This window comes from Fertoeibacter niger, assembly GCF_009380135.2.
Classification (GTDB): domain Bacteria; phylum Pseudomonadota; class Alphaproteobacteria; order Rhodobacterales; family Rhodobacteraceae; genus Fertoeibacter; species Fertoeibacter niger.
In genome coordinates this window covers 1-14,473 of record NZ_WHUT02000023.1, presented here as the reverse complement: position 1 = coordinate 14,473, position 14,473 = coordinate 1, and the positions used below count along the sequence as shown (strand labels likewise).

Below are 14,473 nucleotides of genomic sequence, written 5' to 3'. Positions count from 1 at the left end.
GCCCTCACGGGCCTGATATGAGAGCCACTGGCGGGTAGCATGAACCCAAGCAGGCAAAAAGACCTGCTGCGAACCCCTCACATCGCTGGTGGCGGTTGGTGCAGGAGTTTCCACACAGCCTAGGCCCGCACCGGACGCTATTTGCGGCGCACCGAGTTGCCGCCCAGAATGATGGCGTTGATCATCGCCGCCACGGCCTTGTGCAGGTCCATCTGACCATCATCGCCCGGGTCGTTGGCATGTGCAGCCGCCGCATCGTGCAAGATCCCGACAATCTCGTTCTCCGGAAGGACGTTTCGGTCGTTGAGGGCAAGCAGAAGCGACTCGCAGATGGAAAGTGCTGCCGTTCCGGCAACATCGGTGACTTTGGGCATCGGACATTCCTCGTGGGGGCACAAACCGGGCATCGGACCGGACGCATGCCGCTGCAACACTGTCGCAAGACTGTGGTAGCGTGGACTTACGCAGATCAGTGATTGTGCAGAAGTTTTACTCTACGGATGGATCGGGCGACGGTCGCCGCACACCCGCGTCTCGATGTGTGCCATCACAGGAGCAGCGCACTGTTAACCCTTCACAGCCCTTTCGCGCGCAAGCTGGGCGCCTTTGTGGCTTTGACCAGTGAAGAGATGGCGGCGCTGGACCGGTTGCACGGCCGCAGAAAGACATTTCCGGCCCGACGCGACATGGTGCATCAGGGCATGACCAACCAGTCGTGCTATATCCTCGCGTCGGGCTGGGTCTGTTCGTATAAGCTGCTGTCCGGCGGCACCCGGCAGATCGTGGATTTCCAGATTCCGGGCGATTTTCTGGGGTTGCGGTCTGTGCTGTTCCGCACGGCCGACCACAACATCGAACCCGTGACCAAGGTCGAGGCGTCAGAGGTGCTGGCCGGCGATCTTCTGGACACGTTCAGCAAGACCCCGCGTCTGGCCACGGCCGTGTTGTGGGCCGCTTCGCGCGACGAGGCGATGGTGGTCGAACATCTGGTGGGCATCGGGCGGCGCGACGCGCGCGAACGCACCGCGCATTTCCTGCTGGAACTGGGGGCGCGGCTGAAGCTGGTGGGGCTTGGCACGGCGTCGGGGTTTGCCTGCCCCCTGTCGCAATACATGCTGGGCGATGCGCTGGGGATGAGCGCGGTTCACGTCAACCGCGTGCTGCGTGAACTGCGCGAGGGCGGGTTGGTCACGTTTCAGCGGGGGCAGGTCGAAATCCACGATCTTGACGCGCTGGTGGCGCTCGCGGATTTCGACAAGAGCTATCTCGACCATGACGGCCCGCTGCTGAAGTGATCAGGCGGCGGTCATCCCGCCATCGACCGTATACGCCGCCCCGTTGACATACCCCGCATCGTCCGAAGCAAGGAAGGCCACGACGCCCGCCACCTCCTCCGGCGTGCCATAGCGTTTCATCGGGATCGTGGCGGCAAAGCCGTCATGCACCGCCGCCGCTGCACCGGGACTGGCCCCCTCTTCGATCGACGCCATCATACGGCTTTCGATGGGGCCGGGGTTGATGCAATTGACGCAGATGCCTTTGCCGCCCCATTCCACCGCCGCCGCGCGGGTCAAGCCGAGGACGGCGTGTTTGCTGGCCACATACGCGCACAGCCCCGGCGATCCTGTCAGACCTGCGACGCTGGACGAATTGATGATGCTGCCCCGCCCGGCTTTGGCCATCACCGGAATGACGAGCTTCAGGCCGAGGAAAATGCCCACCACGTTGACCTCCATCACCTTGCGGAAGCCGTCGGTCGGGAAATCGGGGATCGGGGCGACCGGACCTTCTATCCCGGCATTGTTAAAGAAGCTGTCGATGGTACCGAAGGCCTCGACCGTGGCCGCGATGGCGGCGCCAAAGGCCGCCTCGTCGGTCACGTCCGCTTCCAGCGCCAGCAGCGCCTTTGGATCGGGAACCACCGCGCGGACCGCATCGAAATCCGCACCCGGCACATCCATCGCGGCAATGGTAGCCCCACGCGAGGCCAGCAGTTTCGCGGTAGCAAGTCCGATGGCACCTGCCGCCCCGGTGATCAGGGCAATTCTTCCGGTCATGGAGTGGGACATTGGATCTGGTATCCTGGCTGTTGAATTGTCGACCGCGCCGTTGCCGAGTCCCAATATTCTAGGGGGATTGGGTCGAAGTGGCCGCGCATGTGGAAAGAGACGTGGCGATGGTGGTCAGCCCTTTGTTATCGCGGGCGAAGCGGCCCCTCCCTGCTTCAGGTTGGGATCAGGCCCTTTTCTTTGGGCCTAATTGCCCGGTGCAATCATCCTTCGGCGTTTCGGCGGGATTGCGCACCTGAGTTCCGGCCTGACCTTCCAGAATGGCGCGCGCATCCTGCAACCGTCCGATGCCCGCCAATGTTCCGCCAGTCCAGACGAAATCACAGGCCGCAGTGATCTTTGGCCCCATGGATCCTGCGGCGAATGTCATGGCGTCCAGTTCGTCCGGCGAAATTATCCTGATCGCCGCCTGATCCGGCCCGTCCCAGTCACGGAACACCGCCTCGACATCGGTCAGCATCAGCAGCACGTCGGCCTGCAAGACCTTGGCCAGCAGAGCCGCCGTGCGGTCCTTGTCGATCACTGCCTCGACGCCGTCCATCTTGCCGTCCGGCCCGCGCACCACCGGAATGCCGCCGCCCCCGGCGCAGATCACGCAGACCCCTGCCTCGACCAGCAGACGGACCGGCCCGAGGTTCAGAATGGTGACCGGCAGCGGCGAAGGCACGACGCGCCGCATGCCGCCTTCACCTTCTGCCACCATCGACCAGTGATGTTCGGCGCGGATCAGGCGGCCTTCTTCGGCGGTATAGACCGGGCCGATCGGCTTGGTCGGATGGGAAAAGGCCGGGTCCAGCGGATCGACCTCGACCCGGGTCAGCAGGGTGGCGCAGTCGGTGCCGGGGGGCAGGGCATTCATCAGCTCCTGTTCGATCAGATAGCCGATCATGCCTTCGGTCTCGGCCCCCAGCACGTCCAGCGGCCAGGGGTTCTGCGGGGCAAAGCTCGCGGCCTGCAACGCCATCAGGCCGACTTGCGGACCATTGCCATGCGCGACGATGATCTGATGATCACGCGCGAGGTCAGCCAACGCTGCCGCCGCGATGCGAACATTGGTGTGCTGTGCAGCGGCCGTCATCGGCTCTCCGCGTTTCAACAGGGCGTTGCCGCCAAGCGCCACGACGATGCGCACCTCAGGCGCCTATCGTGGCGACAAGCACCGCCTTGATCGAGTGCAGCCGGTTTTCCGCCTGATCGAAGACCTTCGAGGCGGGGGATTCGAACACTTCTTCGGTCACTTCCATGCAGTCGATGCCGTAGGTCTGGAACACTTTTTCGCCGGTCGTGGTGTCGCGGTTGTGGAAGGCCGGCAGGCAGTGCAGGAACTTGGTGTGCGGGTTCCCCGACAGGTCCATCACGGCTTGGGTGACGGAATAGGGCGACAGAATCGCGATCCGCTCGGCCCACACACTGTCGGGCTCGCCCATCGAAACCCAGACGTCAGTGTAGATGAAATCGCAGCCTTCGACCCCTTCGGCCAGCTTTTCGGTCAGGGTAATGCGTGCGCCGCTGGTTTCGGCAATCTTGCGGCACTGGTCCACCAAGACCTGATCCGGCCACAGGCTTTGCGGCCCACAAAGCCGGATGTCCATGCCGATCAGCGCCGCCCCCACCAGCAGCGAGGACCCCATATTGCCGCCCGTATCTCCAATGAAGCAAAACGCGATGTCCGACAGATGCTTGTGGGTAAATTCGCGCATCGTCATCAGGTCGGCCAGCACTTGCGTCGGGTGGAATTCGGCCGTCAGCCCGTTGTAGACCGGCACCCCCGCGAATTGGGCCAGGGTTTCCGCCTCGGCCTGACCAAAGCCGCGGTATTCGATGGCGTCGTAGAACCGTCCCAGAACGCGGGCGGTGTCCTTCATCGTTTCCTTGGTGCCGTTGTGGCTGCCCGAAGGCCCCAGGTAGGTGACATGCGCCCCCTGATCGAAAGCCGCGACTTCAAAGGCGCTGCGGGTGCGGGTGCTGTCCTTCTCGAAGATGAGCGCGATGGTCTTGCCCTTGAGAAGCTGCGTCTCGGTGCCGGTCGTCTTGGCCTCTTTCAGACTGGCGGCAAGGCGCAGCAGAAAGCGCAACTCGTCGGGCGAGAAGTCCAGCAGTTTCAGGAAACTGCGGCCGTGCAGGTTTTGCGGCATGGGATCGTCCTTTCAGGATGCGTCAGAGCGCGTCGCGGATCAGCGGGCAGGTCATGCAATGCGACCCGCCACGCCCACGGCCCAGTTCGGCGCCGGAAATGGTGATGACCTCGACCCCCGCCTTGCGCAGCAGGGTGTTGGAATGGGTGTTGCGCGCGTAGCCCACCACCACGCCGGGGCTGATGCACAACAGGTTGTTGGCGTCATCCCACTGTTCGCGCTGGCTTTCATAGGCGTCGCCCCCGGTGGGCACGGTGCGCAACTTCGCCACGCCGATAGCTGCCGCGACCACCTCCAGAAACGGCGCGGTTTCCGGCGTCACGGTGACCCCGCCCTTATCGTCCGGGCGCAGCGAATAGGTCTGGATCGCGTCCGTCACCTCGGCAAACACCGTGACCAGATCGCGGTCGCAGAAGGTGAACACGGTATCGAGATGCATCGACGACCGGGCGCGCGGAAACTGGCAGGCGATGACCCGCGTGGCTCCGCCGCCAGCAAACAGCGCGCGGGCCACCTGCCCAACGGCCTGCGGCGTGGTGCGCTCACCCATGCCGATCAGCACGACGCCATTGCCGACAGGCATCACATCGCCACCCTCCAGCGTTGCCATGCCGTGATCCACCATCGGATCACCGAACCAGATCGGAAACTCGGCCTGCGTGAAATCGGGGTGAAAGCGGTAGATCGCGGCGAGGTTCAGCGTTTCCAGCCGCCGCGCCGGCCAGAACATCGGGTTCAGCGTGACGCCCCCGTAAATCCAGCAGGAACTGTCGCGGGTAAAGATCGTGTTGGGCATAGGCGGCAGCAGAAAGTCCTCGTCGCGCAGCATCGGCACCACGACGCCTGACTCGGCTATTGGCAGCTCTGATCGGCTCATGCCACCGATCAGGATGTTCGACAGGGGTTCGGCCGGCATTTCCATCAGGCAGGCGAGCAGGTCATCGGACAGGCCGACGCCCACCGTATTGTCGTTGATCCGCTGTTCCAGCAGCCAGCGCCGCCCCCCAGGATGGTGCAGCACCTCCTCCAGCATCTGGCGCAGCATCACCACTTCCACCCCGCGTTCGCGCAGAACGTCGACAAAGGCCATATGGTCGATGCGGGCTTGCTTGACCCACAGTACATCGTCGAACAGCAGGCTCTCGCAGTTGGCGGGGGTCAGCCGGGCCATTTCCGACCCGGGCCGGTGGACCATGACGCGGCGCAGCACGCCCGCCTCGGAATGAACGCCGTAGGTGAGGGTCATGGGGTCGCTCCGAATGTGGTGGCCAGCGCGAGGGCGGCCATGAGGATGATGGTAAGGATGACCAGCAGCGGCCATACGAAGCGCAGCCAGCGTTCATAGGGGACGCGGCAGATGGCGAGGCCGCCCATGACGACGGCGGATGTGGGGGTGACAAGGTTGACCATGCCGCTGCCGGTGGCAAAGGCGGTCACCACCAATTCGCGTTTCACGCCTGCGAAATCGGCGACCGGCGCGAGGATCGGCATCGACAGCACGGCAAGGCCCGAAGTGGAGGGGACAAAGAACGACAGCCCGACCTCGATCCAGTAGATTACAAGGATGAACGCGGTCTGTGAGAGGCCCGCCACGCCGGTTTCGGCCGCGTGCAGGATCGTGTCGGTGATGTGCCCCGCGTCCATCACGACGACGATGCCGCGCGCCAGCCCGATGATCAGCGCGACGCCCAGCAGGTCACGCGCGCCGCCGACGAAGCTTTCCACCAGCTTTCCCTCGCCCAGCCGGGCGATGATGCCGATGACAATCGCGGCGAACAGGAACAGCGCACTCATCTGCGCCATCCACCAACCGCCCGACGAGACGCCCCAGATCATCACGGCAAAGGTCAGCGCGAACAGAACCAGCACCAGCTTGTGCAGCCCGGTGAAGGCGACATCGGCCGCTGTATCCTTCAGGAAATGCGCCTCATTCGTCTCCTTGCGGTCGAACACCAGCGACTTTGACGGGTCGGCCTTGACCCGGGCCGCATAGCGCAAGACGTAGGCCACCGCCGCCGCCCAGCAGACCGCCAGAATGGCCAACCGCAGCATCAACCCATCGGCAAAGCTGACCCCCGCCGCATCCGATGCGATCACGGTCGAGAACGCGTTGATGGTCGACCCCAACACACCGACCCCGGCGCCCAGCAGGATCACCGCCGCTGCCACCAGCGCGTCATAGCCCGCTGCGATCATCACCGGGGTCAGGATGACGTAGAACGCCAGCGTTTCCTCGGCCATGCCGTAGGTTGTCCCCCCCAAGGCGAACAGCGCCATCAGGAACGGGATCATCCACGCCTCGCGACCCTTGGCACGGGCCATCGCGCGCTTGATCCCTGCGTCAATAGCCCCGGTCGCCGTGACCACGCCGATAAAGCCACCGATGATCAGCACGAACAGCGACACGTCGATGGCGCGGGCCTCATAGCTGTCGGGGTCATAGAACCCCGCGACCGGGGCCAACAGAATATCGAACAGACCCTGCGGATCAGCCTCGGTCAGCGCATAGCTGCCCGCAACCGGCACGTCCTTGCCCAAAGCTTCGGAGGCCACGCGCGCATATTCCCCTGCGGGGATGATCCACGTCAGGGCCGCCACAATCAGGATCAACACAAACAGGATGGTGAAGGCCGAAGGGAACCGGAACCCCGGTTTTTCAGTGTCTGGCATGGCATCACCCTTGGATCGCTGCGTTGCCGCTTGTCTAGCGGGTCACGCGCAGACGCGGCTTGATGCAGGTTAGGCCAGCGCGGTTTGCAAAGCTGATACAGGTCAATGAGGCCGACCCATGCCCTATGGCAGGGTACTCCCGAAGCCTTCCAAGGACTTTTCCCATGCCTCACCAGCCTGACACAACGCCCCGCAGCGGTTTGACCGAGGATCAGGCGAAGGCGCGTCTTGCCGCCGATGGGTTCAACGAGTTGCCGCACACCAAACGCAGGTCGCCGCTGCGCATCGTACTTGACGTGCTGCGCGAGCCGATGCTGGCGCTGCTGGTCGCCGGGGGCGCGGTCTATCTGCTGCTGGGCAGTCGCGAAGAGGCGCTGATCCTTCTGGCCTTCGCCTGTATGTCGGTCGGCATCACGGTGGTTCAGGAGGCCCGAACCGAACGGCTGCTGGAGGCGCTGCGCGACCTGACCAGCCCCCGCGCGCTGGTGATCCGGGGGGGCGAGCGGATACGCATCGCCGGGCGCGAGGTGGCGCGGGGCGATCTGATCGTGCTGTCGGAGGGTGACCGGGTGCCCGCCGATGCGCTGCTGTTGGAGGCGCAGGCGCTGTCTGCCGACGAATCCCTGCTGACGGGCGAAGCCGTGCCGGTGCGCAAACTCGCGGGGCCCGCGACAGACGCCCGTCCGGGGGGCGAAGATCAGCCGATGGTCTATTCCGGAAGTCTGATCGTGCGCGGCACGGCGATAGCCGTGGTGACGGCGACCGGACCCGCCAGCGAAATCGGTCGGATCGGCACCTCGCTGAACAAGCTGGAAACCGAGACGCCGCATCTGCAACGCCAGATGCGCAAGCTGGTGGTGGTGTTCGCAAGTCTGGGTGCGGCGGTCAGCGTGGCGGTGGTCGTGCTTTACGGAGTGTTACGTGGTGGTTGGCTGGACGGGGTGCTGGCGGGGATCGCCGTGGGCATGTCGATGCTGCCAGAGGAGTTTCCGATGGTGCTCGCCGTGTTCATGGCCGTGGGGGCGTGGCGCATCTCGAAGGTCCGGGTGCTGACCCGTCGCGCCTCCGCGATCGAGACCTTGGGCGCGGCAAGTGTGCTGTGCACCGACAAGACCGGCACACTGACCGAAAACCGCATGACGATCACCGCGTTGCGCCTGGCCGACGGGACATCAGCGGTCGTCGGTCCGGTGCTGCCTGCGGCGTTTCGTGAACTGGCCGCGGCGGGCGTGATGGCTTCGGCCCCCGAGCCGTTCGACCCGATGGAAAAGGCGTTTCATTCTTTGGCAAAAGCCGACAGGCGCGATGGCGAGACTTTACCCGGAGCGGGACGGACCCTGATACGGACCTATGCAATCGGAGCCGATCTGCTTGCCATGTCGCAGGCGTGGGAGGTGCCGCGCGGGGGTTGGCAGGTCGCTGCCAAGGGCGCGCCAGAAGCGGTGGGCGATCTCTGTCAGCTCGACGGTCCGGCGCGGGCGGCCATGACGGCGCAGGTCGATCAGATGGCAGGCGCGGGATTGCGGGTGCTTGGCGTGGCTGAAGCGGCGTTTGACGGCCCGAACCTGCCCGACAGCCAGAATGCGTTTGCCTTCCGGTTTCTGGGGCTGGTCGGGCTGTCCGACCCGCTGCGCCCTTCCGTGCCGGACGCGGTCGCGCAATGCCGCAGCGCAGGCATCCGGGTCATCATGATCACCGGCGACTACCCCGCCACGGCACAGGCTATTGCGGCCGAGGCGGGGTTGCAGGGCGACCGCGTGATCACCGGACCCGAGCTTGCGGGGATGCCGGACGCCGATCTGGCCTCGGCGGTGCAGAATGTGACCATCTTTGCCCGCATCATGCCCGAACAGAAGCTGCGGATCGTTACCGCGCTGAAAGCCGCTGGCGCGGTCGTGGCAATGACGGGCGACGGGGTGAACGATGCGCCCTCGCTGAAAGCCGCGCATAAGCGTGACGATGGACTGGTAGGTTGAGAAGATGACGGTCATCCGATCCGGATCGTCCTCGCCCGCTTTCTCTGCGACCTTGACCGGGTCAGTGGTGGCCGGGAACGCTAGGTCGTGGATCTCGATTTCCGCGATGTCGTCCGTGCTTTTGCGGCGCTTGCCAACATGGGCGTCAGAGCAGACAGCGAACGCGCGGATTGGCGTTTCTGTGTCGTTGGTCCATTCGCGAACGGTCTGGGACATCAGCGCCAGCGATGGCACCATGAACAAAACGCGCTTGCCCTTGCCTGCGATGGCTTCGGCGATCTTCAGCGAAGTGAAAGTCTTGCCCGTGCCGCAGGCCATGATCATCTTGCCGCGGTCGGCCGCCGCGAGGCCCTTGCTGACGTCTGCCAGCGCGTCCTTCTGATGGTCCAGCAGGGACTTCTTGGCGCTGAGGACGATTTCGCCCCGCGCTTCGAAGATCGTCCAGTCGATCCGGCTTTCACGCAGATCTGTCAGGCCGATGCGAACGACGGGGATCGCCTGGTCCCGGATCATTTCCTCCGCGTTGATGCCCCATTCCTTTTCTGTCGTGTCGAGAACGACGCGCCTTCGAAAGGGCTCCTTGCCAGATGCAGAGATGAAACTGTCGATATTGGCTTTCTGAATGCGCGTGTCAGCAGCATAGAACTTGGCCTGAATTGCCGCGAAGCCATCCTCGTTGCGTAAGTTGGCGACCAGATCGATGCCGACATCCTTACCATCGCGGCCGTTGGCTTTGGCCCAGTCTGACCAGGTCCACACAGCATCGTACTCTTCGGCTTGCACCGGATCGTTCAGGAAGAAGGCTAGGGCTAGGCGCTCGAAGTAGGTGCCCTTTTCGCGTTCGGTGACAGCGGCATCGCGGTAGGATTGAAGGATTCGGTCGATGGCCGTCATGTGCACCCCTGACTGTGTTTTCATCAAGTTAACGGCGAACTTCTCCTAGCGCGATCAGTTTTCGTTCGGATTAGCCAATCGTTGTCCTCGCACCGACACGCTGATTTCTGCCATCCGTCCTGAAACGAACAAGATCGCCGCAAGTGGCAGTAGGGATCAACATTGATCGCAAGGGCATGGCAAGAAAAGAGCAGAAGGATAGACCGGGAATAGCCTTTCGGGCGGCCGAAATTATGATCGCAAAGGCGCAGGAGCAGACAGATATTGACGCCCCTGTCGATATGGTCAAGCCAGCGGAGGTAGCACAAGTCGGCGCACGGTAACCTGGACGCCAAGATTCTGGAGTTTGCTTTTGCCAAGCAGGCCAAGGACAAGGCTCGGTGCTTGGGGGCTGAACTGGCCCCCGTCACGCGGCGCAACTTGCCCCCAGTGGCGACCAGACTCTTGGTCATGACCGAGGGAGCTCAGGCGTGCGCCTGTGCACAATCTCATGTTTGTGTTGAACACATTCGCATGAATTAGCGTCAAGTTGGAATTGGCAGCGACGGAAATGTCGGTGATGAGCAAAAATTTCATGCTTTGGTTAAGGTTCAAACGAAAGGTCATTTTTCCAAGCCGGTGGGGAGGGCCTGCGACCGGGAGGCTTTTTTTGTCACAACTGTGACAAATCGCAACTGCGAACGTCCAGCCTTCATGTGCTTGGCCTGCCCGTTCGCTGTTGCCAGCAGGCATGTGCTATCGCACTTCGTGCAGCTTCGGATGACCGCCTTCCACCGCTTTTCACATCATGCTTGCGCCGAGGCCCATCACGGTTTCGATGCTGTTTGCGGCGCGCATGACCGCGTAGATGTCGAATGTCGCGAAGCCTTCGGTAAACTTGGCCAAATAGCCCTCGCTGAACGGGAGCACGCCGTTGCGCCGCGCGACCAGGTAGGCGGCGGACTCCGCTTCGGCTTCGCACTCTGCAGGGGTGCAATCGCTCCGAAGGGGCACGCGGCGGGCCGGGTCTGCGCAGAGATGGCCGAGAAAGAGGTGGGCCAGTTCATGGGCCAGGGTGACAAACTGCTGGGCAGGCGCGTGGTTCTGATTGAGGCTCACCGCGAAATGGCATTTCCGGTTCACCGCGCTGTAATCACCGACCAGCTGGATCTGACCCGCAAATCCATCGCCGCCATCAAAATGAGAGATGTCGATGCCATCATGACGGACCGCATCAAGGATGACAGTCAGCCGCGCGGCGCTCATGTCGCCCAGCACCGGAAAGCAGAAGGCACTGGCGGGCAAATCCTCGCCCTCGGTGTCCAGAACGTCGAACACGAAATCCACCGGACCCTTCACCCGCAGGATCAGTATCGGCCACGCCAGTGATTTGGGAAAGCGCCCGAAGCGTGAGGCCCAGTCGGCCCCGGTGGCGGCATGAGTCAGGCCCGGCTTCTGAATGTGCAGGAGCATTGCGTTGAAAGGCGCAAAACCACGCAGGCGGATCGTGAACTCGAACAGCTCCCTGATGGCGGGCCCGGTGGTGTAAAGACCGGTCTGCGCGATCAGCTGGTCGATCAGGGCCCGGTCCCGCGCCCAGCTTGCATCCGTATCCGAGATTGCCGGAACGGCTTTCCATGCCTGTCGCGCCCACGGGTCAAGGCGCCCGCTCTGGATGTCGCGCAAGAAGTCCATGAGATAGGGGCGTAACGTGGCGATGATGAAGCCCGGCACCTCGGCATCCTGCAGGTGAAGCAACAGGGCGCGTCTCGCTTCATCCGGGTCCACGGGCAGCGGCGTGATGTTTCTCACTGCGGGCACGAGAATGCGCAGGAAGCTATCGGGCAAGGCGGCAATGTCCGTCATGAAATGAGACCCATACAAATTGGTCATGATCCTGCCTTGTGTGGCAACGGCACGGCATCACATCTGGCAAAGATACCTGTAGAAGTTCACGAAAGCGATGTTTTCGGTGGGCAGGAATATCACACGATCCACGTCTGGCAGGTCCGGCATCTTCACGACACGCGGCTCCCAGGTTGACCAGACCTCACTGTCTATCAGGAAGAGAGAGGCAAACCCGCAATTCGCGGCCAAGTCAAAGGCAGTGACTACGATGAGATCCCCATCGCGCACCGTCAGGCGCATCCGGCCGATGGGCGCAAGGCCGCTGCGGGTGACTGAATGAAGATCAAGTTCGCCTTCCATGTTGCCCCCGAGCGCCACCCAGTCCTCGGCATCGGCCGCCGTCGCGATCATTGCCAATGCACTGCAGACCAGCAGACGCCACATCAATCAGACCCCATCATGCCAGGAGGCAAGGGCACACCATGCCGGGCTGCCACGCCTGCCATGCAACGCTTTCCGGCAGCCGGGTCGGTCATGAAGACCTGACAGGAGTAATTGAGGTCCGCGGCGAAGGCCTCGTAGGCCGCACGTGAAAGGCCATAGCGTTGTGCCGCCGCGACGGAGCGGGCCTCGCGTGTCACATAATCCATCGTGTTCAGCCGGTAGTCGCGCAACTCCGCTTGAGTGAGGATGCGCATGTCCGACGGTTCGATGCTGAACATGTCCTCCGCAAGCGACGGGGAAATGTTCATGTCAGCAAAGAACTGCCCCGCCTCGCTCTTGACCGTCATGATGGCGTCGGCAACCGAGCCATCAACGGATGATGTGAAATAGGGGCGATGAATGCCCACCTCACCAAGCACGGTCTTTTCGATGCCGGCAGACAGGATGAAGACGCAGGCGCTGAAACACACCGCATCCGCCGGAACAATGACGTCAAGCCCGGCAGAGCGCGCAAAGCGCCCGATGGCCATGGCGGCTGCAAGATCCCCGCCCTCGGAGTTCAGGATCATCACCCGGTGCTGCGCCTCGCTGATTTCCTTCGCAGAGGCGACAAGCTTGGCTGCATCGCCGGATGAAACCGGCCCTGTGAGTGACGCCACAAACATCGGCACGTAGCCCACCGTGTCAGAAAATTTTGTGACCACCTCCGCCCGCCCTTCAAAGGCCCAGGTCAGCGCAATGGCCAGCGGAACGGCAGCACAAAGAGTGTGGCGCACGTAGCTACCCCCGTACCGGCCGACATCAACCTGACCCATGCTCATCAGTCCTCCATGAGAAGTATACTTCATAATTCACAGAGTACTTCATAGATGCAAGCGCCGTGTTTCGTTCTTCCTGAGGAATGGAACATCGGCCCGCCCCCCTCCTCGATGCCTTCGCACGCGTGCTTCGCAGACGACGGCTGGCCGCAAGTCTCTCCCAGGAAGAACTCGCCCACCGGTCAGGCCTTAGCATGCGCTACGTGTCGCTTCTGGAAAGCAGGAAGCACCAGCCCAGCCTCGATACTCTGCAAGGACTGGCGCACGGGCTCCGAACAACAATTGCGCAGCTCATGGCTGAGGTTGAAGCCGATGCGGCAGAGACGCAGTGATTGCGCCGGAGCTATCGGCCCTGAGCCGCCGGTCGACCCGACCGGCATCCTGCAATGCGGCTTTCCCGAACCGGTCGTTCGTGCTTGGTGCAGCAGCTGTAAGCAGGCCAGGTTTGCGAAGATGGATGGTGATGTTTCATAAAAACGGAAAATAGGTAAAGCAAAACAGTACGGGTTTGCGTACCACTCTTGGCCAGTAACCGCCCTGATCACCGTTCAAACCAATTTCCTGAGGTCGATCCTCGGGGGGAGTGAGCCTAAAGTCGCACCTTCTCTGTGCCGAAGCCGACCGCCATGTGAGTGGCAGTCGGCGATCCTTCAGTCTTGAAGGGGATCAGAAAACGACGAAGTCCACGTTTGTCAGGGCGAGATTGGCCGCCAAGGTCGCGAACTGAACGCGCACGCCAGAGCCTGACCCGTCAGCATCGAAATAGAGGCGCCCAGTGTCCGTTTCGTAAATGATCCGGTCGAGCGCATCCGCAGCCTCGCCAGTCAGGTTGGCGGCGAAGGCAGAGGACGTCAGGTTACCTTTGGCGAGGCCGGCGAAAATCGCGTCATCGAGGCGGATGGTGTCGTCGTTAACGGAGAAGTCGGTGATCCTATCAACATTTCCTGATCCAAGGGCCGTGTTGAAAACGAAAGTGTCATTGCCCGCCCCGCCGATCATCGTGTCGTTGCCGAGCCTGCCGTTCAGCACGTTGTTGCCGGCGTTCCCGGTCAGCAGGTTGGCCAGCGCGTTGCCGGTGCCGTTGATGTTGCCTGCCCCGGTCAATGTCAGCCGTTCGACAAAGCGCACCCCGGCGCTGGCGTCGAGGTTGAAGGTCACTGCGCTTTGCACGGTATCAATGCCGCCTGCGTCGATGAGGCTGGCGGTGGTCGTGGTCTCGAACACCCGATCACCCGCCGCGTCGACAACATAGGTGTCATTGCCCGCCCCGCCGACCATCGTGTCGTTGCCGAGCCTGCCATTCAGCATGTTGTTCCCGGCGTTCCCGGTCAGCAGGTTGGCCAGCGCGTTGCCGGTGCCGTTGATGTTGCCTGCCCCGGTCAATGTCAGCCGTTCGACAAAGCGCACCCCGGCGCTGGCGTCGAGGTTGAAGGTCACTGCGCTTTGCACGGTATCAATGCCGCCCGCGTCGATGAGGCTGGCGGTGGTCGTGGTCTCGAACACCCGATCACCCGCCGCGTCGACAACATAGGTGTCATTGCCCGCCCCGCCGACCATCGTGTCGTTGCCGAGCCTGCCATTCAGCATGTTGTTCCCGGCGTTCCCGGTCAGCAGGTTGGCCAGCGCGTTGCCGGTGCCGT

Annotated in this window: 12 protein-coding genes and 2 pseudogenes; 3 read left to right on the top strand and 11 right to left on the bottom strand. The window is 62.8% G+C overall.

What is annotated here, in order from left to right; translation table 11 throughout:
- Positions 1 to 137: 137 nt before the first annotated feature.
- A complete protein-coding gene (locus GEU84_RS20680) occupies positions 138 to 374 on the bottom strand; it encodes a hypothetical protein (RefSeq protein WP_152828784.1) in 237 nt (78 codons plus the stop codon).
- A 255-nt stretch (positions 375 to 629) separates the two neighbouring features.
- Between GEU84_RS20680 and GEU84_RS20675 the strand changes: the two genes are divergently transcribed.
- Positions 630 to 1,295, top strand: coding sequence for a Crp/Fnr family transcriptional regulator (locus GEU84_RS20675; protein ID WP_241427793.1), 666 nt, complete (start codon positions 630 to 632; stop codon positions 1,293 to 1,295).
- On the opposite strand, the gene GEU84_RS20670 is transcribed toward GEU84_RS20675, so the two are convergent.
- From GEU84_RS20670 to GEU84_RS20650, 5 genes are all read right to left on the bottom strand, one after another.
- On the bottom strand, positions 1,296 to 2,057 hold the full coding sequence (locus GEU84_RS20670) for an SDR family NAD(P)-dependent oxidoreductase (RefSeq protein WP_217438621.1): 762 nt from the start codon (positions 2,055 to 2,057) through the stop codon (positions 1,296 to 1,298). It abuts the gene before it with no gap.
- Between the two features lie 178 nt (positions 2,058 to 2,235).
- Positions 2,236 to 3,201 carry a carbamate kinase gene (gene arcC, locus GEU84_RS20665; RefSeq protein WP_174540111.1) on the bottom strand — a complete coding sequence of 322 codons (966 nt, stop codon included), beginning with the start codon at positions 3,199 to 3,201 and terminating at the stop codon, positions 2,236 to 2,238.
- A 1-nt stretch (position 3,202) separates the two neighbouring features.
- Complete coding sequence (argF, locus tag GEU84_RS20660; RefSeq protein ID WP_152828781.1) at positions 3,203 to 4,204, bottom strand: ornithine carbamoyltransferase; 1,002 nt, start codon at positions 4,202 to 4,204, stop codon at positions 3,203 to 3,205.
- A 22-nt stretch (positions 4,205 to 4,226) separates the two neighbouring features.
- The gene (locus tag GEU84_RS20655; RefSeq protein ID WP_152828780.1) at positions 4,227 to 5,450 is read right to left on the bottom strand and encodes an arginine deiminase; all 1,224 of its coding nucleotides are present in this window, start codon (positions 5,448 to 5,450) and stop codon (positions 4,227 to 4,229) included.
- Entirely contained in the window at positions 5,447 to 6,874 is a 1,428-nt protein-coding gene (locus tag GEU84_RS20650) for a YfcC family protein (RefSeq protein ID WP_152828779.1), read from the bottom strand. Before GEU84_RS20650 ends, GEU84_RS20655 begins: the two co-directional genes overlap by 4 nt.
- 164 nt (positions 6,875 to 7,038) lie before the next feature.
- On the opposite strand from GEU84_RS20650, the gene GEU84_RS20645 reads away from it, so the two are divergent.
- Positions 7,039 to 8,850, top strand: coding sequence for a cation-translocating P-type ATPase (locus GEU84_RS20645; RefSeq protein ID WP_217438620.1), 1,812 nt, complete (start codon positions 7,039 to 7,041; stop codon positions 8,848 to 8,850).
- 39 nt (positions 8,851 to 8,889) lie between these two features.
- Here GEU84_RS20645 and GEU84_RS20640 read toward each other — a convergent pair.
- The 4 genes and pseudogenes from GEU84_RS20640 to GEU84_RS20625 form a co-directional block, all read right to left on the bottom strand.
- A pseudogene (locus tag GEU84_RS20640) lies at positions 8,890 to 9,744 on the bottom strand (restriction endonuclease); the annotation flags it as partial.
- A gap of 780 nt (positions 9,745 to 10,524) precedes the next feature.
- Positions 10,525 to 11,616 carry an ImmA/IrrE family metallo-endopeptidase gene (locus tag GEU84_RS20635; RefSeq protein WP_152828778.1) on the bottom strand — a complete coding sequence of 364 codons (1,092 nt, stop codon included), beginning with the start codon at positions 11,614 to 11,616 and terminating at the stop codon, positions 10,525 to 10,527.
- 30 nt (positions 11,617 to 11,646) lie between these two features.
- Positions 11,647 to 12,015, bottom strand: coding sequence for a hypothetical protein (locus GEU84_RS20630; RefSeq protein ID WP_152828777.1), 369 nt, complete (start codon positions 12,013 to 12,015; stop codon positions 11,647 to 11,649).
- Positions 12,015 to 12,836, bottom strand: a complete 822-nt coding sequence (locus tag GEU84_RS20625) for a COG3904 family protein (protein WP_152828776.1) — start codon at positions 12,834 to 12,836, stop codon at positions 12,015 to 12,017. The genes GEU84_RS20630 and GEU84_RS20625 overlap by 1 nt, the downstream gene beginning before the upstream one ends.
- A gap of 80 nt (positions 12,837 to 12,916) precedes the next feature.
- Between GEU84_RS20625 and GEU84_RS20620 the strand changes: the two genes are divergently transcribed.
- Positions 12,917 to 13,165 carry a helix-turn-helix domain-containing protein gene (locus GEU84_RS20620; protein ID WP_152828775.1) on the top strand — a complete coding sequence of 83 codons (249 nt, stop codon included), beginning with the start codon at positions 12,917 to 12,919 and terminating at the stop codon, positions 13,163 to 13,165.
- A gap of 334 nt (positions 13,166 to 13,499) precedes the next feature.
- Here GEU84_RS20620 and GEU84_RS20615 read toward each other — a convergent pair.
- Positions 13,500 to 14,473 (bottom strand): annotated as a pseudogene (locus GEU84_RS20615) (calcium-binding protein); the annotation flags it as partial.

Bases quoted from the DNA above. Each gene is read 5' to 3' on its own strand.
- GEU84_RS20630 (WP_152828777.1), bottom strand. From the start codon at position 12,015: ATGTGGCGTCTGCTGGTCTGCAGTGCATTGGCAATGATCGCGACGGCG.
- GEU84_RS20620 (WP_152828775.1), top strand. From the start codon at position 12,917: ATGGAACATCGGCCCGCCCCCCTCCTCGATGCCTTCGCACGCGTGCTT.
- GEU84_RS20670 (WP_217438621.1), bottom strand. From the start codon at position 2,057: ATGACCGGAAGAATTGCCCTGATCACCGGGGCGGCAGGTGCCATCGGA.
- GEU84_RS20675 (WP_241427793.1), top strand. From the start codon at position 630: ATGGCGGCGCTGGACCGGTTGCACGGCCGCAGAAAGACATTTCCGGCC.
- GEU84_RS20650 (WP_152828779.1), bottom strand. From the start codon at position 6,874: ATGCCAGACACTGAAAAACCGGGGTTCCGGTTCCCTTCGGCCTTCACC.
- GEU84_RS20645 (WP_217438620.1), top strand. From the start codon at position 7,039: ATGCCTCACCAGCCTGACACAACGCCCCGCAGCGGTTTGACCGAGGAT.
- GEU84_RS20625 (WP_152828776.1), bottom strand. From the start codon at position 12,836: ATGAGCATGGGTCAGGTTGATGTCGGCCGGTACGGGGGTAGCTACGTG.
- GEU84_RS20680 (WP_152828784.1), bottom strand. From the start codon at position 374: ATGCCCAAAGTCACCGATGTTGCCGGAACGGCAGCACTTTCCATCTGC.
- argF (WP_152828781.1), bottom strand. From the start codon at position 4,204: ATGCCGCAAAACCTGCACGGCCGCAGTTTCCTGAAACTGCTGGACTTC.
- GEU84_RS20635 (WP_152828778.1), bottom strand. From the start codon at position 11,616: ATGACCAATTTGTATGGGTCTCATTTCATGACGGACATTGCCGCCTTG.
- GEU84_RS20655 (WP_152828780.1), bottom strand. From the start codon at position 5,450: ATGACCCTCACCTACGGCGTTCATTCCGAGGCGGGCGTGCTGCGCCGC.